This window comes from Paenarthrobacter sp. CAP02, from assembly GCF_040137855.1.
GTDB lineage: Bacteria > Actinomycetota > Actinomycetes > Actinomycetales > Micrococcaceae > Arthrobacter.
The window spans coordinates 153,424-173,976 of sequence record NZ_JBEEII010000009.1 but is presented as its reverse complement, the minus strand read 5'-3'; the positions used below and the strand labels follow the sequence as shown (position 1 = coordinate 173,976).

The following is a 20,553-nucleotide window of genomic DNA, read 5'->3' as shown; positions in this document are numbered from 1 at the left end:
TTCACCCTGAACCGTTCCAGATGCGCTGCCACCATGTGCGCTTGGCCACTGGTCCAGCCTCGGGCTCGGGAGGAGCTGCGGCGGCTCTTCGCCCGCACCACTTTTCAAGCTCAACGTCCACATCCCTGAGCTTGGTGATCACGGGTGGGCCGCCCTGGAGTTGCCGCCGGGCCTCGATCACCCTCTTGTTGAAGTCCTCGAGGATGTCCCGGACTTGTTTCTCCGTATACTGCTGGTCCAGTTTGGCATCGAGTTCGGAATCCTCGATCCGCAGCAGGATCGCGGGGGGTCCGATTCCACTGAGCTTCTCCCGTTGTATGAGGCCTTTGACCCACCAATCGGGATCGTAGTGTTCACCCAGGCCCGGAATGGGTTTACCCGCGTACTTGAGGTTGTCGAACTTGCCCTGGTCCATGGCGTCCCGGATCAGGTACTCGACCCGGGCGGCGTCGTCCACCTTGCGGCGTTTCTCCCGTTCCGCGGCGTCCGCGGCTTCGATCTCCGCGTCTTCTTCCGCGTTCCCACCCCAGCCGCGGACAGCGCGCAGCTCAGCACCGCGCTCGAGTTTCCGCCTGAAGGCATTGTTCCCGGAGTTCACTTGTGGACACCTCCTCGCACGGCAGTCCTCCCCTGCCGGACATCGTGGTTCTGATTCCCAGTATTCCGCATACTGCGCCTGCTTGGGCCTGTACCCCCGCCACCGACTATGGAAACAAGCCAGCCCCGACACGCCGTGAAAGCGGCGTGTCGGGGTGGTTGTAGGTCCAGAGTGGGTGGCTCCGGATCTAGGACCGAACCGCCATGCTCGGATCGAGTTGCTCGATGCCCTCGGGGGTGACCAGCACAACGCGGGCCGTGCAGATGTCGTAAAACAAGCCAATGGGCTGCACCCGGCCGGACAGAAGCGCCGGCCCGGTCACAGGGTGGTCCTCGAGCTTCCCGAGCTGCAAAGCCACGTTGACCATGCTGAGTTGGTCCACGCGGCTGTAGCCCTCGGCAGCCGCAGCCAATGCCACGGGATGTCCGGAAAGCAGGGCCGAGTAGCTTGGCCGCGCATGTTCCAGCCAGGCATCGAATCCGCCGCCCAAGGCAGGCGCAGCTCCCTCAAAGTCGGCGATGACGGCGTTCATCGCACCGCAGTTGGAGTGGCCGCAGATCACGATCGAGTCCACTGACAAACCCTTCACCGCGAAGGAAAGCGCCGAGTCGATCGAAGCATCGCGGCCGTCGCTGCACACCACGTTGCCGATATTCCGCAGGGTCAGGAGGTCGCCTGGCCCACTGCTGGTGATGAGGTTGGGATTGACCCGGGAATCCACGCAGGCCACGAACAACGTGTCCGGATTCTGGCCTTCCGTCAGATCCTGCACCAACGGCCGGACCTTGTCCGCGTGGCGGCGGTGGTATTTGTCGATGCCCAGGAGGATGGAGCGCAGCGGCAGCCGCCCGCCGTCGTCGTCTGCTGTTGTGTCGTCACCGGACGGCAACCAGGATGTCTTCGGCGGCAGCGGGAACTCGCGGGGGTCCTGGCGCTGGGGAGTGTTGTCTTCGGCATCGGTGAAAGCGGTGGTGCCGTGCTCTTCGAGGGCCACGGAGGCGCCCGTGTTGCGGTGCTGCTTCTGCCAGGCAACCAGGGCTTCGCGGAAGGCGTGGTCGAGGTAGTCGGCGTTGAGTTCCACTACGGCGTCCTGGCCTTCGGGCACCGAATGCAGGACGCGGTTGAGCCGCGGCAAGGCGAAGAAGCTGCAAGAGCCGGCAATGGTGACCCGCCACGGCAGTCCGGAACCAGCGGGGGCATGAGCGTGGATTTGAGCGCGGAGCACCCGCCACAGCACACAAACAGCAGCGAGTGCCAGGCCAATGAGTACGCCTTCGAGCAAGTTCAGGGCCACCACGCACACCAACGTCACTGCGTAGACCAGCAGGTCGCCGGTGCGGAGGCTGGTGCGGATGTCGGCGACCTTGATGAGCTTGGCACCGATCACCAGCAGCAGGCCCGCCAGCACGGACAGGGGGATCAACTGGATGAGGCCGGCGAAGAGCAAGGAGAACACCAGGACCCACACGCCGTGCAGGATGGCCGACGTACGGCTTTTCGCTCCGGCTTCGACGTTGGTGGCGCTGCGGACGATCACGCCGGTTACCGGGAGTCCGCCGAGCATGCCGGAGACCATGTTGGCGGAGCCTTGGCCGACGAGCTCTCGGTTCAGGTTGGTCCGCGAACTGCCGTGCATCTTGTCTACGGCCACGGCGGACAGCAGCGATTCGATGCTCGCGATCAGTGCCACGGTGATGACGGCCATCGCTGCGGCGCGCCAGTTGCCGTCGGGCAGGCTGGGCAGCGCGACGGCGTCCAGGACTGAACCGCTGAAGCTGATGCGCTCAACGCTCGGGGCCACTGCTACTGACAGTGCTGTCACGGCGACGACGGCGGCCAGCGGCCCGGGAACTTTCCGCACCATCGCGGGAAGGAACCTCCAAGCCAGGAGAATCACGACGACGGCCAGGCCCAGCAGCGCCGAATGCAGCTCGACGTTGGTGATGGCCGCGGGGAGGCCCGCCAGGTTTTCGACGGCGGAGCCCGCGGCTTGGCCACCCAGCAGCACATGGAGTTGCTGCAGGATGATCGTGATGCCGATGCCCGCGAGCATGGCCTTGACCACTACCGGCGACACTGCCAGCGCTGCCCGGCCGATACGGCTCACACCCATCAGCAACTGCACGACGCCGGCCGCAGCGGTGATCGCACAGGTCACCTGCCAGCCGAACTCGGCTACCAGGCCGGCGACGACGACGGTGAGCCCGGCGGCTGGGCCACTCACCTGCAGAGGCGAACCACCCAAACTGCCGGCGACGATTCCTCCGACCGCGGCTGCGATGAGCCCGGCCATGATGGGAGCCCCTGAGGCTGCGGCGATGCCGAGGGACAGGGGAAGGGCGACCAGGAACACCACCAGTGACGCGGGGAGATCCGCCCCCAGGTTACTGAGGAAGCTTGGCTTGGTTCGTCCCGGCGGGCTGTGGGAATCGGTGGGGATGGTGGCGGATTCGTTGGACTGCGGCATGGTGTTCCTTTGGCTCGGGAGTACTGACTCCTCCAAGCTACGGAACCTGTCACGGTTAATGACGACAACATGTGACAAGCATGACAAAAGCTGTGAAGATGCGCTTCATCTTGGGACCTAGGGGAACTTTTGCGGGGGTTCAGCGCGTTGGAGGGATCCGTGGTTCGACGTCCGAAAGGCGAGAACGCGACGGCGGGCAACTCACGCCGTCGTCGTCTTGCCAGGCGCACCAAAACTAAGGTTCCTTAGAATAGGCTGGGTCCATGAGCAATACAGAAGTGCAGCCCGTACGCATCAGCTCCGCGCCCGTACAGCTGCAAGCACTGGATCCCATACTGGGAAAGGTGAGCGCAGCCGTCGGCGACGTTCCAGCCCTGTTGGCTATCGCCCAGGACATCGGACAGACAGCTCCTACGCCCGGAAATGGGAACACGGCCAAGCTCTGGGAACTCCTCGCTTCGGTCACGTCCGTGGATGTCGCGGCGGGGCGGGTTCTCGAACCGCACCTGGACGCCGTCGGAATCCTGGCCCAGGCCCAACAGCCCCATCCCGAGGGAGCATGGGGAGTTTTCGCCGCCGAAGGTCCAGGTCTGAAGCTCGAGGCCAAGCAGGAAGCTGACGGCAGCTACGTGCTCAGTGGCTCGAAGCCATGGTGCTCCCTCGCCGCGCAGCTGGACGGGGCAATCGTCACCGCGCATGTTGCTGCCGACAACACCCGGGCCGCCTTCGCAGTGAACCTGAAGCACTCCGGCGTGACAGCCGAAACCCCCGAATGGACCAGCCGCGGGCTCAAGGAAATCCCGAGCGGAACGGTGCACTTCGACCACGTCCCCGCTACGCCCGTTGGCGGCGCGGGCTGGTATTTCGAGCGCCCCGGCTTCGCGTGGGGTGGCATGGGAGTGGCCGCATGTTGGCTTGGAGGCGCAGTAGCCGTGGCCCGCGACTTCCGCGACTCCCTGGCCAGGGCATCGGACAATGGCCGGGAACCGGACCAGATCGCCCTTGCTTCATTGGGCGAGGTGGACCGGATCATCGCGTCCGTCACCGGATACCTGGCTCAAACGGCTGAGCGCATCGACGCCGGCGACCTCGCAGAACCAGGCGAACCGGGCGAAAGCCCTTGGCCCGAAGCCTTGCGCGTCCGCGGAACTGTTGCCTCCGCCGTCGAACGCGTCCAGACCCTGGTGGCGCAAAACCTGGGCCCCGGGCCGTTGGCGTTCAACGAACAGTACGGAAAGAGGATGGCGGATCTGTCCCTTTATGTCCGCCAGCATCACGCCATGCGGGACGACGCCCAGTTGGGTGCGCTGGTGTTGAAGGGGGACCGCCGGTGGTAGCTTTTTCGCACACAGACACGGGCACCACCGAGGCGGAATGGCTGTCCAGCGGCGTGGCTGCGCTTCCCGAGCTCCCCTTGGGCCAGGACGAACTCGCGGACATGGCTTTCGTCGTCCTGGCTGCGCACCCGGACGATGAAACTTTGGGCGCGGGCGGGTTAGTGGCCAAACTGCATTCATCCGGAGCTGCGGTGGAACTCCTGCTGTGCACGGCCGGCGAAGCATCCCACCCGGAATCACCAACCACGACGCCGGAACAGCTTGCCGCCGTCCGGCTCGCTGAGTTCGACGCGGCTGTGTCCGGGCTGGCTCCCAGCGCGACCTGGAAGTTCCTGGGACTGCCCGACGGCAAGTTGGCCGCCAACGCGGGCCGCATAGCCGAGGCCATACGGGACGCCATGTCCGCGCACAACCGCTCACCCGAGAACATCGTCATCGTTGCCCCGTACCGCCAGGACGGCCACACCGACCACGATGCTGTTGGCGCAACAGCGGCCAAGGTTGCTGAAGAGGACGGCCACGGGCTCTTGGAATACCCCATCTGGTACTGGTTGTGGGCGGGCCTGGACGACCCAACATGGCAATCCTGGGTGCGGGTGCCTTTGTCCGGGCGTGAGCTGGAAAAGAAGGGAAAGGCCATGGGCGCCCACACGTCCCAGATCGAACCGTTGTCGGAGGAACCCGGCGACGGAACACTCTTGTCGGGGACGTTTCTGGAGCACTTCGAAAGGCCATGGGAAACCTTCGCTTGGCAACCGTCGAAGGCAGGAAACAACACCGCCGCCGACGCTGAACGGATCTTTGACGAAGTCCACGCCAAGGGAGACGACCCCTGGGCCTATACAACCAGCTGGTACGAGCGCCGAAAACGCGCACTGACCTTGGCTGCGCTCCCGGAGGAATCGTACGAATCCGGGCTGGAACTCGGTTGCTCCATCGGCACCCTCAGCGAGGAACTCGCTCAACGTTGCCAGGCGTTCCTCGGTGTTGAAGCCAGCGGTATTGCGGCCAAAAAGGCGGCCGAGCGGCTTTCCGCGTTCCCCACCGCCGAAGCGCGGCACCTCACCATCCCCCATGAGTGGCCCGAGGGTTCCTTTGACCTGGTAGTGCTCTCCGAGATGGGCTATTACCTGGCACCGGAAGAGCTGGCTGAAGTTTTCCGGCACATCAAGGCCGCCATGAAACCGGGCGGTACGCTGCTCCTGTGCCACTGGCGCCACCCCATCTCAGGCTGGCAGTTGGACGCGGAAGCCGTTCACTCGATGGCCCGGCAACAACTTGCCTGGCCAACGTTGGGGCTCTACCGCGAGAAGGATTTCGTGCTGGAAACCCTGGTTGCACCGGCCCCGGCCGTCAGTGACGGCCCGACATGACCGGGGGCACCAGGCAGCCGATCCAACGCATCGCGGTCACCATGCCCGCCCACGACGAGGAACAGCACATCGGCAGGGCGCTGGCAGCACTGGGTACAGCGTTGGACACCCTGGAGCGGGAGCATCCGGGTATGCCTGCCACGGTCACTGTGGTCCTGGACAGCTGCGCCGACAGTTCGGCCGGGATCACCGCCGCCCACGTCGCGGCGGACCCGCGTTTCACCGCCGTCAGCGTGCAACTGCGGAGCGCGGGAGCTTGCCGGGACTACGGCATCCGGACGGCCCTGCTCCCCCATCCGGCGGAAGCAACAGGGAGCTTGTGGCTCGCCAACACCGATGCCGACTCGGTGGTCCCGCCGAACTGGCTGGTACGCCAAGTCGGGTTGGCCAACGCCGGCGCTGACGTCGTTCTGGGGTCGGTGGAACCGGATGCCTACGATGTGGACCCAGCCGTGCTCCGTCGATGGCTGGAACTACATCCCTTTCGCGAAAACCATCAGCACATCTACGGCGCCAACCTGGGTATCAGGGCCTCGGCGTACCTCGCCGCAGGGGGTTTCCCGCACCTTCGAGCCCATGAGGACAGGCGCCTGGTGGAGCGCACCCGTCACCAAGGGTTCAGGGTGGCTGCCACGGATTCCATCAGGGTTCTCACCTCCGGCCGGACTGAGGCCCGGGCACCCGAGGGATTCGCAGCGTATCTGCTGGCGCTCGGCGCGGAAGTTCCAGCCGCGACAGGGAGCTAGGCTCCTACGGCCTTTTTCGCCAAGGCCCCTTCGATGGCGGCAATCGCGGCCTCGGTGATCGCTTCTCTCTCGCCGGATCCATTCACCGTCAGCAATATCCCACGGTTTGAGTAGGCCTCCAGAACCGGCCTTGTGTGCTCCCGGTAGAGTTCCAAACGGCGACGAATAACCGGCGCAGTGTCATCGCTGCGTCCCTGCTCCTGAGCGCGGCGGAGCATCCGGTCCAGCAACTCATGATCGTCCACCGTCAACGCCAGGGCTGCGTCAAGCGCCTGCCCCCGATCGGTGAGCATCTCGTCCAGGGCAGCAACCTGGATGACCGTTCGCGGATAGCCGTCCAGGAGGAACCCCTCTCCGGCATCATCTTCGTCCAATCGTTGCCTCAGCATGGCAGTGGTGACATGGTCCGGCACGAACTCGCCGTGATCCATGTACGCACTGGCCTCGGCCCCCAACTCCGTCTTTTGGCGAACGTGGGTGCGGAACAAGTCTCCAGTGGAAATGGCAGGGATCCGGAAGTGCCTGGCGATGTGCTCCGCCTGTGTGCCTTTGCCGGAACCGGGAGGGCCCAGGATGATCAGTCGCGCCATGAGTCTGGTCCGTTTCGAGAGGCGGCCGGGACTTAAACCATACGCCCGCGGCAGGTCGGAGCGCCCGGGTCACACGAATTTGTTGGTGCATCGATCCCAGTATCCAACCACCCCCTTGCAGCCATTCGCACGCGCGGGTAAGTTATTGAAACGTCTCAAAGAAAACGTTTCCCAGATTTTAGGTGGAATGAACATGACTCAGCTCAGGTGGATCGACGCCGAACCGCCCGTCAGGCTCAGCAGCGGCACGACCTGGGGCATGCCGTTCCAGCGCGGCACCGCAGCGGGCGCGGACCACCTCCAGGTGCGCGACATGAATGGAGTTGCCGTCAATGCCCAGGCCTGGCCGCTCGCCACGTGGCCCGACGGTTCCCTCAAATGGGCCGGCATCGCCATCGGAGCAACGGATCAGCCCTCCGACGCCTACCATGTCACCCACTCAACCGATAGGCACGACGGCGGCCCGGCAGCCGCCGTCGAACACTCACCCGGGGTGACGGTCGCCGAAACGGACGACGCCGTCACCGTCTCCACAGGCATGCTCGACATGGTCATCCCCAGGCGCGGGGAAACCCTGTTCAGCGAACTCCGTCGCGCCGGCGAGGCCGTAGCCAAGGATGCCCGGCTGGTGAGCCTCCTGCAGAACAACCTGGCCGAGGGAGCAGGCAGCGCTCCACGCGAGGCCTACACCAGCCAGGTTTCAGGCGTCACAGTGGAACAGCGTGGCCCGGTCCGGGCGGTAGTTCGGATCGAGGGGCGGCACAGTGCCAAGGATGGCAGCAGGGAATGGCTCCCCTTCACTGTCCGCTTGTACTTCTACGAGGGCGCCAGCAGCATACGGATGATGCACTCGTTCATTTGGGACGGCAATGCCGAGGAGGACTTCCTTGCGGGTCTCGGTGTTGAATTCACGGTACCGCTTGCCAGTGAATTGCATGACCGCCACGTACGCATCGCCGGTGCTGACGGCGGATTCCTGGTCGAAGCGGTCCGGGGCCTGACTGGCTTGCGCCGGGATCCGGGAGAAGCTGTCCGCGCCGGGCAGATTGCCGGTGAGGCCACCCCGCCGCTCAGGGAGTGGAGCCCGCTGGTTTCGGAGCGCCTCCGCCTCATACCCAGCTGGAACGACTACACCCTCACCCAGCTGACCGCGGACGGCTTCGAGCTGCGGAAACGGACCGCGCCAGGCCACGGCTGGGTGGGCATTTCAGGCGGAACCCGGTCAGGTGGCTTTTGTTCACTGAGCGATCTCCGCGGCGGTTTCGGCATCGGGGTGAGGGACTTTTGGCAGTCCCATCCCGGCCAGCTGGACATCCGCGGCGCCGCAACAAGCAACGCGACAGTGACCGCTTGGCTCTACTCCCCCGAAGCCCAGCCGATGGATCTCCGCTTCTACCACGACGGCCTGGGCCAGGACACGTTCGAGGACCAGCTTGAAGGCCTTGAAATCACCTACGAGGACTACGAGCCGGGCTTCGGAAACCCCACCGGGATCGCCCGGACGCACGAACTCACGCTGTACGCCTACGACTCAACGCCCAGCACGGAGAGCCTCGCCGCCGACGCCCGGGCAGCCTCCACTCCCCCGCTGCTGCAGCCCTCCCCGGAGTACCTTCACCAAGCCGGCGTCTTCGGTGACTGGGCTCCCGTGGACCGCAGCACCCCCGTCCGGGCAGAGCTGGAAGACAAGCTGGACTTCCTGTTCGATTTCTACCAGGGCCAAACTGAGCAGCGGCGCTGGTACGGATTCTGGAATTACGGCGACGTCATGCACACCTACGACACGGACCGGCACGTGTGGCGCTATGACGTGGGCGGTTACGCGTGGGACAACTCCGAGCTCTCCCCGGACCTCTGGCTTTGGTACATGTACCTGCGCACAGGCCGCGCGGACGTCTTCCGCTACGCCGAGGCGATGACCCGCCATACCGGCGAGGTGGACGTCTACCACCTTGGCCCCTGGCGTGGCCTGGGATCGCGGCACAACGTCCAGCACTGGGGTTGCAGCGCCAAGCAGCTGCGCATCAGCACCCCGGCCTACCGGCGCTTCTACTACTACCTGACCGCCGACGAACGCACCGGCGACCTCCTCACCGAGCTCGTGGACAGCGATCGGAACTTTCTGGGTTTGGACCCCGTCCGCAAAGTAAGGCCCGACGCCGATACTTACCGCCCGGACCGCGGCGCTTTGGGCGTCGGGCTGGGTACGGACTGGGGTTCACTGGCTGCAACGTGGCTCACGGATTGGGAACGCACGGGGAACCCGCGCTCCCGTGATCGCCTGCTGGGAACCATGGCCGATATCGGCGCACTGAAGTACGGCTTCCTGACGGGCGAGGCGCTCTATGATCTTGATGCGGGAAGGTTCGACGCCGGTAGGGAAGTCATCAGCGTCTCCCACCTGAGTGCCGTGTTCGGTTTGGTGGAAATCTGCAGCGAACTGGTCAGCCTGGTGCCTGATGCCGCCTTCGAAAGGGCCTGGATGCAGTATTGCCGCCTGTTCCTGGCCACCCCGGAGGAACAGGCCGCTGAAGTCGGCCAACCTCTGGCCGGCATCTACCTCACCCAAGCACACAGCCGCCTGACTGCATACGCGGCTGCGAAGCTGGGGTCTCCGGAACTGGCGTCCCTGGCGTGGGACAGCTTTGCCGAGGGCGGAGAAAACCTGAACCATGCCGAGGCCTTTACGCTCAGGAAAATCCTTCCCCCGTACGTGCTTCAGCCTGTTGACGAAGCACCGACGGTATCCACCAATGACACCGCCCAATTCGGGCTCGCGGTCATCCAGAACCTGGCCCTCATCGGCGACCAGCTGCCGCCGTCCACAGAGGCGCCGGAGGAGGTCCCGGCGTCGTAATTTCTTGCTAGGAGCTGGACCTGGGATGCATGATCCGCATCTGGTCCCAGGTCCGCTCCGACGCGGCGATGTTGAGGTTTGACCGTTCGCGGTCCAGGGATGCCAGCTCGACGGCGATCGCCTGGACCGCGGTCACCGCACCTGTCAAGGAGGGAAAGAACCCGGCACCCTCGGTGGGCACCACGATCCTGTGGTCCGCGTGCACCGCCACCGGTGATCCCGCGCTATCAGTAATGGAAACTATGGGCGTGCCCAGGTTGTGGGCGATGTCGACGGCCCTCATGGTGCTGTCGTAGACCCGCCAAAGGCTGATCGCAATGACCAGATCTTCGGCGCCAAGCCGGGCTATGGCGTTGGTGAGGGCGGCGACGTCGGCATCCAGGAGCCGAACGTTGTAGCCGGCAATGATGGCGTTGTGCTCCAGGGCCTTGCCGGGAATGGCGTAGCTGCCTGCCGCGACGATGAAGGTCTGCCGCGCCCCCGCGATCAACTTCGCAATTTCATGAATAGTATTGGCATCCAGCGTGCGCTCGAAGTGCGCCAAATTGGCCCGGTCCGTGGAGACCGCAGCCTGTGCAGGACTACTGATGTGGCCGTTGTGTTCGGCGGCGACTTCCACGGCACTAAGTGATGCCAGGAACCGTGACCTGAGCTCGAATTGGAAATCCACCCAACCCTTGAATCCCAATGATTGGGCGGTTCTGGTGACCGTGGAGGCGTTGGAAGCAGCGACCGCGGCGATGTCGCTGACGGAGCCATAAGAGGCGAGCCGCGGCTGGGACCGGAGGATGCCGATGACCTGCATCTGCCGGGCCGCGAGCTTCCGCCCCTGGACACGATCGTCCAGCCACTCGGTCAATGTTGACGAGTCGAAATCTTCTTCCACCTATTGACCTACCTCACACTTTGGCCGTAACTTCGATACATCGCTTCTGCACAGACCTGTGCATATTCCTCAAAATGTACAACTTGGCCCACTTTGGCAGGAATCACCATGTCTCTCACAGCACGCCTGGATCGTCTGGCTCTCAGTCGACCACACTACAAGCTTCTCCTTATCGGGGGCCTCGGCTATTCGTTCGACGGCATGGACGGGGCAGTGGTCGCTTTCCTGCTCCCGCGCATCCAGGAACTCTGGGGCCTCAGCACGGCCAGCCTGGGATTGGTCGGCTCGGCAGCTCCGTTCGGCTTCTTCTTCGGGGCAATCCTGTCGGGCTGGATGGGCGACCGCTTTGGCCGCAAGAAGGTCATGCTGTGGGCTCTCGCGTTCTACTGCCTCATGTCGATCATCGCGGCGATGGCCCCGAACTTCGAGATCTTCCTGATTGCACGGATCTTTGCAGGACTGGGCGCAGGCGCGGAAAGCGTGATCATCGCGCCGTTCCTGTCAGAGTTCATTCCCCCCAAGCGCCGCGGCTGGTTCATTGGAACCCTTGCCGGATTCTTCTCCTTCGGCTTCGTGGCCGCAGCACTGATCGGCCGCTTCGTCGTCCCCATGGGTGAGGATGGTTGGCGCTGGGCACAGGTCATTACAGCCGTGCCCATCCTGCTCCTGCTCTGGTGGCGCCGCAGCCTGCCTGAATCTCCGCGCTTCCTGATCAGCCAAGGGCGCGTCGCGGAGGCGACAGCGGTAGTGGAACGCTTTGAGCAGAGCGTTGTGAAAGCCACTGGCAAGGAACTCGCACCCCTTGGACCCGGTACTGAAGAGATCACTAAGCACGAGCAGAAGATCAGCGTCTGGAATGCCCTGACGTTCATGTGGTCCAAGGCGATGCGCCGCCGGACAGCGGTGATCTGGCTGATTTGGTTCGTGATCACGTTCTCCTACTATGGCTTCTTCTCCTGGATTCCCACGCTGCTGGTCGGCCGCGGCATCACGGTCACCAAGAGCTTCGAGTTCTCCATCCTGATCTACCTTGCGCAGATCCCCGGCTACTTCTCCGCAGCCTGGTTGTGCGATCGGATTGACCGCAAAAACACCATCGCCCTTTATCTGGCAGGATCGGCCATCAGTGCCTTCTGGCTGAGCCAGTCCAACGATTCCGGCATGATCCTGCTGGCCGCCGCAACGTTGTCCTTCTTCCTCAACGGCACCTACGCCGGCGTCTACGCCTACACCCCGGAGCTCTTCCCCACCTGGATGCGCGCTACGGGCGTTGGCTTGGCCAGTGCGGTCGGCCGCATCGGCAGCATCCTGGCACCTTCCATCATCGGCATCTTCGCAGCCTCGCTCGGCTTCGGCGGCGTGTTCACCATGACCACGGTGGTGCTGACCATCGGCGTCCTGGGTGTCGTGATCTTCGGAGCTTCCACTGCCGGGAAATCCCTCGAGGACATCAACGCCCGCGCCGAGCATGACGCAGCGCCAGACAATCACGCAGGAACGGTCACCAAATGAGCTTCATGGAATCGGACACTACTTTCCAGCGGGCCTTCGATGCGCTGCAGCAGGACCCGGGCGTCGTCCTTTTTACCGCGCTCCAATGGATCCCCCAGCGCTCCAGCCTGAAGCGCCTCTTCACAAGCCACCCCGCAGAGTATCCGGTGGGCGGCGAAAAGACAGTTGAGATCTCCCCCGGGTGGCTCGGAACCGTCATCGAGGACAAGAAGCCGTTCCTCGCGGCAGACCTGGACGCGCTGAAGGAAGTCTTTGCCGACTCCGCGCTCATCCAACAACTCGGCTGCGGTGCCGTGATCAACATCCCGGTCCTCGATCCGGAAAGCAACGTGGTGGGCGTCCTTGCCCTCCTCGACGCTGAAGGCAAGTACACGCAGCAAAGTGTGGACACCGCCGTCGGCGTCGTCACCACGAACCAAGCAGAACTTGTGCAGGCCTTTGAAGCCCATCCCACCGAAGTCGAAGTCCCCGGGAAGGACACCGTTTAATATGAACACCACACCCCTCGTTATTCGCAACGCCAGCGTCCTGGACGTTGACGCAGGCACCTACTCCACGGCCGACGTCGTCAGCGTCGACGGAAAGATCAGCAGCGTCGGCCCTGATGCCGAGGTTCCTGAAGGTGCGCGGGTCATCGATGGGACCGGCAAGTTCGTCATCCCGGGCCTGATTGATGCCCACGTTCACGTGGTGGCTTCCAGCGCCGACTTCCGCTCCCTGACCTATACACCGGCGTCGTATGTCTATGCGCAGACCGCCCGCATCATGGGAGAGATGCTGCGGCGCGGCTTTACCACCGTCCGCGACCTCTCCGGCGCCGATTTTGGCCTGGCGATGGCGCAGGAGGAAGGGCTTCTTGAGGGTCCGAAGATCCACTTCTGCGGCCACGCGTTGAGCCAGACCGGTGGTCACGGCGACATGCGCCTCCCCGGCGAAGACCATGACCCCAATGGTCGCGGGTGCTGCGGCATAGGCCGCGTGGCTGACGGCGTGGATGCCGTCCGCGCCGCAGCCCGGGATGAGATCCGAAAGGGCGCCCACCATATCAAGATCATGGCATCCGGCGGGGTCTCCTCCCCCACCGATCGCATCGACTCCACCCAGTACTCCATGGAGGAAATGCGCGCGGCCGTGGAAGAAGCGCAGGCCGCAAACCGCTATGTGGCGGCGCACGCGTACACCGCCCGCGCCATCAACCGCGCACTGGAAGCTGGTGTCCGCTCGATCGAACACGGCAACCTGCTGGACGACGAAAGCCTGAAATTGTTCCTCGAAAAGGACGCCTTCCTGGTTCCCACCCTGGTCACCTACTGGGCGCTCAAGGAAGAGGGCAAGGAGTTTGGGCTCACGGAAGAAATGTGGGCCAAGGTGGACTCGGTGCTCACCAGCGGCCTCGAGGCAATAGCCCGCGCCCACGAGGCCGGCGTGAAAATGGCCTTCGGTTCGGACCTCCTGGGAGGGATGCACCGCCACCAGAACGAACAGTTCAGGCTGCTGGGCAAGGTCCAGCCGGCTATCGCCGCCATCCGCGCAGCAACCACGACGGCGGCCCAGCTGCTTGAGCGCGAAGGTGAACTTGGCGTGATCGCACCTGGCGCGGACGCGGACATGCTGGTCCTGGGCGCGGATCCGGTGGCCGACATCTCCGTACTTGCCGACATCTCCGAGCATTTGGAACACCTGATCCAGAACGGCCGCGTGATCTCTTAGGTCCTGCCGCCGGGGCCTGTTATTCCCCTCCGAAAAGCCCGATAATGTAAGCATGCTGATCAATACCGAATCGAGCAGGAGGAGGACATTGTGAGCACAAAAGTGGACAAGACCATCATGGTCAACGTTCCGATCAGTACGGCCTACAGACAGTGGACCCGGTTTGAAGAGTTCCCGCAGTTCATGGGCGGAGTCGAACGGGTGACACGGCTTGGCGAAGACCGTTTGGAATGGGTCGCCGAAATCGCCGGCGTCCACCGTACGTGGGAAGCAAAGATCGTTCAGCAGGACGTAGACCGCGCCGTGGCATGGGCTGCCGTCGATGGCGTCAAAAATGCGGGCTGGGTGGAGTTCAAAGAAGCCGGACCCAGCCAGACATCCCTGCACTTGTCGCTGGAATACGAGCCCCATGGCGTCCTGGAGTTCCTGGGTGACAAGCTGCACGTTATTGAAAGGCAGGCGGAGTCGGACTTGAAGAAGTTCAAGGAGCACATCGAAAAGCAGGCACTGGAGACACCCGGGACCACGACTCAGGCGACCGGCACCCCGCCTCCAGCAACCGATGCCGCCTCTACGGCGACCGCCACCGGAACCGCGGCCACCGCCGTCGGGCATGACACCAGCGCAACGGACACGACGCCGATCGTCGATCCCGTCACCCATCCCTTCGACCAGACGAACGGACTGGCCGATGACGACGGCGACTCGGACGGGACCGCGGAAAGCGATACCCGCAGTGCCGCCGAACGCGGGGCCGACGACGCAGACCGCGGTCCCGGATTCATACCGCCGCAGAGCGGATGGCTGCCGGGACAGCACTAGGTCCGCCGACGCCAAAAGCCGCCCGGGTCAACACGACCCGGGCGGCTTTGTTTGTGTGGGCTACTTCTTGCCGGTGTAGACGACGGCGGGCATCGCCGGTGCCTGCATGCCCTCACCAATGAAGAAACTCGGGTGTGGCGGCTGGTTGTACGCCACGTTTTCCCGGGCCACCGCCGTGCGGTACACGGTGTCGTGCATCAGGGTCCGGAGACGGACCTCGGTGGGAGCCGTGGTGGTGTAGATCCGCAGCTCGGAGCTGTCCGTGGAGGGCCACGCGATCTCTTCGCGCCAGTCGCCCAGGATGTCAGCCTGGATGGACGGGTTCCCCTTGGTGGTGTTGTTGCTCCGGGCGCCGTCCGCGGTCAGGATGCGGTCGCTGGTTTCAGCCTCCCAGTTCCACTTGGAGATGGTCGGCACACCACGGGATACAGTCGCGTCATAGTCGTGGTCCACGATTTCGCGGAGCAGGTCGCCATCCCACCAGGCCAGGAAGTTCGCGGCCGGGATGTTCTCCGCGATCAGCTCACCCTTTGCGGACATCAGCTGACCCACCGGCGAATTCCAGGCAGCGGAACCGCCCACAGCCCAGCCCTCCGCGCCTTCATACCGTGGATCGATGTCACCCGCAGCGCCGCGGCCCGTGTCCTTGATGGCAGGAATGCTCCACAGCACCTCACCCGTCGCAGCGTCACGGAAAGTTGCTCCGCGGTTACCGCTCTGGCTCATGCTCTCGTGCACAGCGAAGGTTTCCAGTCCAGGCCTTGAGGGGTCAAGGTCGCCGGTGTGGATCGCATCGCCATGGCCGAGCTTGGTGTTGTACAGCGGCTTCCCATCGTCATCGATGGTCATGGAGCCGAACACGAACTCATCCTTACCATCCTGGTCAACGTCAGCCACGGACAAGTTGTGGTTGCCTTGACCCTTATATTCGTCACCCGCCTGGTTGGAGTCGAACGTCCAACGCTTTTGAAGCTTGCCGTTGACCAAGTCGTAGGTCACCAGCACCGTGCGCGTGTAGTAACCACGGCTGAACATCATGGATGGGTGCTGGCCATCGAGGTAGGCCACTGCAGCGAGGAAGCGGTCCACGCGGTTGCCGTAGTTGTCGCCCCAGCTGGCCACCGATCCGCGCTCAGGCTCGTAAGCCACTGTGTCCATGATGGTGCCCGTTTCACCCTTGAAGACAGTGAGGAATTCCGGACCGGACAGGACATAACCCGCACTGTTGCGGAAGTCGGCGTCGGCGTTTCCAATCACGGTGCCGGCCGCATCGCGGGTGCCGTCGGCCGTCTTGAACGAAACCTCCGCCTTACCGTCGCCGTCGAAGTCGTAGGCCAGAACCTGCGTGTAGTGTGCACCGGCGCGGATGTTGCGGCCGAGGTCGATGCGCCAGAGCTTGGTGCCGTCGAGTTTGTAGGCGTCCACGTAGACGTTGCCCGTGTAGCCGGATTGGGAGTTGTCCTTGGCGTTGGACGGCGACCAGGTTTGGATCACTTCGTACTTGCCGTCACCGTCGAGGTCAGCGACGGTCGCGTCATTGGCGGAGTAGGTGTACGGCTTGCCATCCGGGGTAACGCCGTCGGCAGGCTTGTCCAGCTTGATGGCCAGGTAGTTTTGCGCGAGCGGCTTCACTGCGTCGGTCAGCTTGTCCTGGCCCTGCCCGTTTCCGACGGTCTTGATGACATAGCTGGACTGTGCCGTGCCTGCGGGGTCCACGAACATGGTGGCGTTGCGGATGGGCTCGGGAGTGATGTTGACACCATCGCGCAGCACCTGGAAGCCGATGCTGTCCTTGTCCAGGCCCAGCATGCGCCAACTCACGGTCACGCCCCGGTCAGTCAGGACGGCCACGGGCGCTCGGTCCAGGTTTTCCACCTGGCGGTTGAGCAACTGGTCCTTCGCGGCGTTGACGACGGCGGATTGCTTGCCTAGTACACTTCGGGACGCCGCGGGCGGCGCTGCTTGGGCGAGCGGAATTCCGGTGAAGGCCAAGGCAGCCGCCGCCAGGGTCGCTGTGACCGCCAGAGGGAGAAGTGGTGTGCGTCGGGAGTTCGGGGAACATTTCGAAGGGTAAACCAAAGAACATCTCCTTTGATGCCGGGATGCAGTTGGTCTGCACCCTCGCAGTTTGGAACGTTTCACTAATTGGATCGACCGGCCCCTCCTATGCGAGTGGCGGGGGCTTGCCGTGAGTGAAAACGCTTTCCGACATCAAGGTTTATCAGCGTTTCAACTAAGCGGTCAAGGGTGTGACAGGAAATAACTGTGAGTTTTCGTTTCTTGATGTTCACTTTTGTGGCCAACCCAACCCTCACTCACATCCCACCCCCTTCACCCCAACCCTCACTCACATCCCACCCCCTTCAACCCGACGCCTACTCACATCCCACCCGGCCTCCCATGTGACGGTGGATTGCGCCCCGTTGAGCAACATTGACTCCAGTTGAGCGCGGTGACGGCGCAGCTTGGGCGCAGACACGGGCCTCCGTAGTGTCGTGCCATGCCGAAGCCCTCAGTCACTCCCCTGTCCGTCCTAGACCTCAGCCCGGTGTCCGCCGGGCAGACACCCGGCGAGGCGTTGCGCAGCACGCTGGGCCTTGCCGCTGCTGCCGAGGCTTCCGGTTATTCGCGGTACTGGCTGGCCGAGCATCATCTCAACACTGGGGTTGCAGGCTCGGCCCCACACGTCTTGGCCGGATTGGTAGCGTCAGCCACTAAGACCATCCGGGTGGGGACTGCAGCCACCCTGCTGGGGAATTGCCGGCCACTCCAGATTGCCGAGAGCATCGGGACGCTCGCCGCAGTGTTCCCCGACCGCCTGGATCTGGGTTTCGGACGCTCCGGCCCGCCAAAGTCCTCAAGCGACCCCGCTCCGGGCGTGGTGCCGCCTGTCGCCTCGGCCGAGGCGACAGACCGAGTAGTGGACGGGCTGTTGATCCCTGCGGCCCGCCCGATCTTCGGCGCCGTTTTGCCGCGGAAATTCCGGCTTCAGAGTGAACTGCTGGGCCGATTCCCTGGCGACACGGACAACTTCGAAAACGACATCCAGGACATCATCGGATTCTTCAGCGGGGAATACCGGACGCAGCACGGGGAGGAGGTCACCGCGACGCCGGCTCTGGGTGAGTCACCCCAGTTCTGGATTCACGGTTCCACTGCCGGCCCCAGTGCCCGGCTGGCCGGAAAGCTCGGGCTTCCCTTCGGCGCCAACTACCACGTGGCACCTGCCGGCGTGCTGGACTCCATCGCCGAGTACCGCACCCATTTTGAGCCATCCGTCACTTTGCAGGCACCCCATGTGATCGTCTCAGCAGACGTGCTGGTGGCCGCCGACGAACGTCAGGCACAGCGGCTCGCCCGCGGTTTTGGGCAATGGGTTCATGGAATCCGGAGCGGCCAGGGTGCTATCCCCTACCCTTCGCCGGAAGACGCCTTGGAACGGAGTTTGGACGCCGAAGCCCTGGCCTTGGTCAAAGACCGGTTGGACACCAGGTTCGTCGGGGATCCGCATCAGGTCAGGGAGCATCTCCTGACGCTGCAGCGCGTCACGGGCGCGCAGGAACTGCTGATCACCACCATCGCCCACGACCCCGCAGACCGGGTGAACTCCTACCAGTTGCTCGCCGAGGCCTGGGGCCTTTAGCTTTTTCGATTTCCACTCACCAACAAAGGAGCACATATGTCCATCGAAACCACAGCCACGGAAACCACAGTCCAGGAAGACGCGCAGCTGGTCACGGCTGCCGAAGCGGCCAAGCTCATTGAGCAGGGTGCCCTGCTGATCGATGTCCGCAGTGAGGGCGGTCGTGCCAGCACCGGCGCCGTCCCCGGAGCCGTAGTTGTCAACCGCGAGCACGTGGAGGAGGACTTCAACCCGGAGTCCACCCATCGCCTTCCCCAGGTGACCGGGACCGAGCAGAAGATTGTGGTTTTCTGCGGTTCCGTGAACGGCTCACGTCCGGTCGCGGAGAAGCTCAAGGTGCTGGGCTACGACCATGCCGTGCACGTCGACGGCGGCTTCCCTGCCCTGCGCGACGCCGGCGTACCCAGCATCGGCCCCACCGCACCGCCGGCTGAAACCGCCTAGGCGTCCACCGATTCGGTGACTTCCGGGCGCTGGCTGCCACCCGCCGTCGTGCCTGGCGTTACCGGACCGGCTACGGCCGGTTCCGTTGCCGTCGTCGTGCTCTCCTTGCTGGGAATCACGACGACGGCACTTTCGTTTGCGGGCCGCCGCACCTCGCGGAGCCAGTCCAGTCCGCCGGCCAGAAGCGCGACGCCCAACAGGATGCAGCATCCCGTCCCCCGGGTAACCGAACTCCTGGGACCTGTGACAACGGAACGTGAGGGAGCGTTGGCCCCAAACCGGTGGGACGCGCGAGAGGGACGGCCCCAAACAGGCGGAACGTGAGAGAGCGACCGCCCCAAACGGTCGGAACGTGAGAGAGCGACGGCCCCAAACAGGCGGAACGTGATCGAGGGTCAGTGGCGGAGGAGGCGGGCGCGGGCGTCGGCGTGGGCCGCGCGGAGGGCTTCGGGAGCAACCGAACGCTCCCGGTGCGCCACTTCCTGCTTCAACTGCGGGATCACGTGTTGTCCGAACTCGATGGCGTCCGGGACAAAGTCGTACCCGCGGAGTCCGAAGATCTCGAATCCCAGCTCGTGATAGTCAAGGATCGCCTGGGTGACGGTGTCGTAGGAGCCGACCAACGCCGTCGCGCTTCCTCCACCGCCACCGGCCGCCTTGGCGAGCGCGGTCCAGAGGGCACGGTCGTGGAGGTCGGCGCGTTCTGCGGCGGCCAGCAGCCGTTGGGTTCCGGCGGCTTCAGCCTTCGCTGTGTAGTGCCGGACGGGGTCGATGACCTCGCCCGCGGAACGCCGGGCCTGCAACCTTCCCATGATGGCGTGTGCCTTCTCCCATGCGAGTTCATCGGTTGCGGCGACAATCGGCCTGAAGGCAATCTGCCAGCGCAACGGATCAGTCCGCCCCAGGGCAGCGGCCCGTGAAAGGATCTGCTCCTGCTGCCCCGCGGCATCGGCAAGGGGTTCCCCAAACAGGGCGTAGATGTCGGCCTCAGCTGCACCCACGGACCAAGCTGCCTCGGAGGATCCACCAAAGGAGATTCCCGGTCGTTTCCCGTTGAAGGGTGCCAACCCCGAAGCGAAGTCCGTGAACCGGTAATGCTCTCCGTTCCAGTCGAATGAGCCCCCTGACCACGCCCGGCGCACAATCTGCATGTACTCCTGCGTGCGGCCGTACCGGGCATCCTTGGCAACGAAGTCTCCCTCCCGTGCCTGATCCGCTTGGCTGCCGCCGGTGATGAAGTGGACTGTGAGCCGGCCCTGGGCAATGTGGTCCAAGGACAGGAAGGACCGCGCGGCGAACGTCGGGTGCGAAACATTGGGCCGGTGCGCCAACCGCAGTTGGATCCGCTCGGTATTGGCGGCAACCCACGTGGCATGGACGGATGGATCCTGTGTGGCGGAGTTGTAGGCGAACAGGACGTGGCCCCAGTTGTTCTCTTCGTGGATCCGCGCAATCTTCGCAGCATAAGAGGGATCGAAGAAGGGCGTGGTGGCAGGCGAAGTCTCTGTGGAATCGTTGCCGGCGCCCATGCCGAGGAATTCGATAGGCATTAGAAAGTCTCCAAAGAC

General features: G+C 64.0%; 17 protein-coding genes. 10 read left to right on the top strand and 7 right to left on the bottom strand.

Going from position 1 to position 20,553, the window contains the following annotated elements; genetic code table 11:
* Position 1: 1 nt before the first annotated feature.
* Complete coding sequence (locus tag ABHM97_RS16490; RefSeq protein WP_349471525.1) at positions 2–598, bottom strand: DnaJ family domain-containing protein; 597 nt, start codon at positions 596–598, stop codon at positions 2–4.
* Between the two features lie 187 nt (positions 599–785).
* Positions 786–3,065, bottom strand: a complete 2,280-nt coding sequence (locus tag ABHM97_RS16485) for a solute carrier family 23 protein (protein WP_349471524.1) — start codon at positions 3,063–3,065, stop codon at positions 786–788.
* A gap of 263 nt (positions 3,066–3,328) precedes the next feature.
* Between ABHM97_RS16485 and ABHM97_RS16480 the strand changes: the two genes are divergently transcribed.
* The 3 genes from ABHM97_RS16480 to ABHM97_RS16470 are packed head-to-tail and all read left to right on the top strand — an operon-like array spanning position 3,329 to position 6,521.
* On the top strand, positions 3,329–4,402 hold the full coding sequence (locus ABHM97_RS16480; protein ID WP_349471523.1) for an acyl-CoA dehydrogenase family protein: 1,074 nt from the start codon (positions 3,329–3,331) through the stop codon (positions 4,400–4,402).
* Positions 4,396–5,775, top strand: a complete 1,380-nt coding sequence (locus tag ABHM97_RS16475) for a PIG-L family deacetylase (protein WP_349471522.1) — start codon at positions 4,396–4,398, stop codon at positions 5,773–5,775. The genes ABHM97_RS16480 and ABHM97_RS16475 overlap by 7 nt, the downstream gene beginning before the upstream one ends.
* Positions 5,772–6,521: a glycosyltransferase family 2 protein gene (locus tag ABHM97_RS16470; protein ID WP_349471521.1), complete on the top strand. Its 750-nt coding sequence runs from the start codon at positions 5,772–5,774 to the stop codon at positions 6,519–6,521. Before ABHM97_RS16475 ends, ABHM97_RS16470 begins: the two co-directional genes overlap by 4 nt.
* Here the strand turns inward: ABHM97_RS16470 and ABHM97_RS16465 are convergent.
* Complete coding sequence (locus tag ABHM97_RS16465; RefSeq protein ID WP_349471520.1) at positions 6,518–7,111, bottom strand: adenylate kinase; 594 nt, start codon at positions 7,109–7,111, stop codon at positions 6,518–6,520. The two genes, ABHM97_RS16470 and ABHM97_RS16465, sit on opposite strands and share 4 nt — an antisense overlap.
* A 193-nt stretch (positions 7,112–7,304) precedes the next feature.
* On the opposite strand from ABHM97_RS16465, the gene ABHM97_RS16460 reads away from it, so the two are divergent.
* Positions 7,305–9,968 (top strand): exo-rhamnogalacturonan lyase family protein, encoded by a 2,664-nt coding sequence (locus ABHM97_RS16460; RefSeq protein WP_349471519.1) that lies wholly within the window; start codon positions 7,305–7,307, stop codon positions 9,966–9,968.
* 7 nt (positions 9,969–9,975) lie between these two features.
* Here ABHM97_RS16460 and ABHM97_RS16455 read toward each other — a convergent pair whose 3' ends face one another.
* Complete coding sequence (locus ABHM97_RS16455) at positions 9,976–10,854, bottom strand: MurR/RpiR family transcriptional regulator (protein WP_349471518.1); 879 nt, start codon at positions 10,852–10,854, stop codon at positions 9,976–9,978.
* 108 nt (positions 10,855–10,962) lie between these two features.
* On the opposite strand from ABHM97_RS16455, the gene ABHM97_RS16450 reads away from it, so the two are divergent.
* The 4 genes from ABHM97_RS16450 (at position 10,963) to ABHM97_RS16435 (ending at position 14,898) form a co-directional block, all read left to right on the top strand.
* Positions 10,963–12,366, top strand: a complete 1,404-nt coding sequence (locus tag ABHM97_RS16450; RefSeq protein WP_349471517.1) for an MFS transporter — start codon at positions 10,963–10,965, stop codon at positions 12,364–12,366.
* Positions 12,363–12,854 carry a GAF domain-containing protein gene (locus ABHM97_RS16445; RefSeq protein ID WP_349471516.1) on the top strand — a complete coding sequence of 164 codons (492 nt, stop codon included), beginning with the start codon at positions 12,363–12,365 and terminating at the stop codon, positions 12,852–12,854. Before ABHM97_RS16450 ends, ABHM97_RS16445 begins: the two co-directional genes overlap by 4 nt.
* 1 nt (position 12,855) lies before the next feature.
* The gene (locus ABHM97_RS16440; RefSeq protein WP_349471515.1) at positions 12,856–14,076 is read left to right on the top strand and encodes a metal-dependent hydrolase family protein; all 1,221 of its coding nucleotides are present in this window, start codon (positions 12,856–12,858) and stop codon (positions 14,074–14,076) included.
* Positions 14,077–14,166: 90 nt separating this feature from the next.
* Complete coding sequence (locus ABHM97_RS16435; protein ID WP_349471514.1) at positions 14,167–14,898, top strand: SRPBCC family protein; 732 nt, start codon at positions 14,167–14,169, stop codon at positions 14,896–14,898.
* Between the two features lie 60 nt (positions 14,899–14,958).
* On the opposite strand, the gene ABHM97_RS16430 is transcribed toward ABHM97_RS16435, so the two are convergent.
* Entirely contained in the window at positions 14,959–16,977 is a 2,019-nt protein-coding gene (locus ABHM97_RS16430; RefSeq protein ID WP_502921301.1) for a rhamnogalacturonan lyase, read from the bottom strand.
* Positions 16,978–17,398: 421 nt separating this feature from the next.
* Between ABHM97_RS16430 and ABHM97_RS16425 the strand changes: the two genes are divergently transcribed.
* Together ABHM97_RS16425 and ABHM97_RS16420 are read left to right on the top strand one after the other, a co-directional pair.
* The gene (locus tag ABHM97_RS16425) at positions 17,399–18,541 is read left to right on the top strand and encodes an LLM class flavin-dependent oxidoreductase (RefSeq protein ID WP_349471512.1); all 1,143 of its coding nucleotides are present in this window, start codon (positions 17,399–17,401) and stop codon (positions 18,539–18,541) included.
* Positions 18,542–18,577: 36 nt separating this feature from the next.
* Positions 18,578–18,985: a rhodanese-like domain-containing protein gene (locus ABHM97_RS16420; protein ID WP_349471511.1), complete on the top strand. Its 408-nt coding sequence runs from the start codon at positions 18,578–18,580 to the stop codon at positions 18,983–18,985.
* On the opposite strand, the gene ABHM97_RS16415 is transcribed toward ABHM97_RS16420, so the two are convergent.
* The gene (locus ABHM97_RS16415) at positions 18,982–19,182 is read right to left on the bottom strand and encodes a hypothetical protein (RefSeq protein ID WP_235517542.1); all 201 of its coding nucleotides are present in this window, start codon (positions 19,180–19,182) and stop codon (positions 18,982–18,984) included. The genes ABHM97_RS16420 and ABHM97_RS16415 overlap by 4 nt on opposite strands.
* A gap of 198 nt (positions 19,183–19,380) precedes the next feature.
* On the bottom strand, positions 19,381–20,535 hold the full coding sequence (locus tag ABHM97_RS16410; RefSeq protein ID WP_349471510.1) for an LLM class flavin-dependent oxidoreductase: 1,155 nt from the start codon (positions 20,533–20,535) through the stop codon (positions 19,381–19,383).
* Positions 20,536–20,553 lie beyond the last annotated feature (18 nt).

Bases quoted from the DNA above. Each gene is read 5' to 3' on its own strand.
- ABHM97_RS16485 (WP_349471524.1), bottom strand. From the start codon at position 3,065: ATGCCGCAGTCCAACGAATCCGCCACCATCCCCACCGATTCCCACAGC.
- ABHM97_RS16480 (WP_349471523.1), top strand. From the start codon at position 3,329: ATGAGCAATACAGAAGTGCAGCCCGTACGCATCAGCTCCGCGCCCGTA.
- ABHM97_RS16470 (WP_349471521.1), top strand. From the start codon at position 5,772: ATGACCGGGGGCACCAGGCAGCCGATCCAACGCATCGCGGTCACCATG.
- ABHM97_RS16465 (WP_349471520.1), bottom strand. From the start codon at position 7,111: ATGGCGCGACTGATCATCCTGGGCCCTCCCGGTTCCGGCAAAGGCACA.
- ABHM97_RS16460 (WP_349471519.1), top strand. From the start codon at position 7,305: ATGACTCAGCTCAGGTGGATCGACGCCGAACCGCCCGTCAGGCTCAGC.
- ABHM97_RS16450 (WP_349471517.1), top strand. From the start codon at position 10,963: ATGTCTCTCACAGCACGCCTGGATCGTCTGGCTCTCAGTCGACCACAC.
- ABHM97_RS16445 (WP_349471516.1), top strand. From the start codon at position 12,363: ATGAGCTTCATGGAATCGGACACTACTTTCCAGCGGGCCTTCGATGCG.
- ABHM97_RS16440 (WP_349471515.1), top strand. From the start codon at position 12,856: ATGAACACCACACCCCTCGTTATTCGCAACGCCAGCGTCCTGGACGTT.
- ABHM97_RS16425 (WP_349471512.1), top strand. From the start codon at position 17,399: ATGCCGAAGCCCTCAGTCACTCCCCTGTCCGTCCTAGACCTCAGCCCG.
- ABHM97_RS16420 (WP_349471511.1), top strand. From the start codon at position 18,578: ATGTCCATCGAAACCACAGCCACGGAAACCACAGTCCAGGAAGACGCG.
- ABHM97_RS16410 (WP_349471510.1), bottom strand. From the start codon at position 20,535: ATGCCTATCGAATTCCTCGGCATGGGCGCCGGCAACGATTCCACAGAG.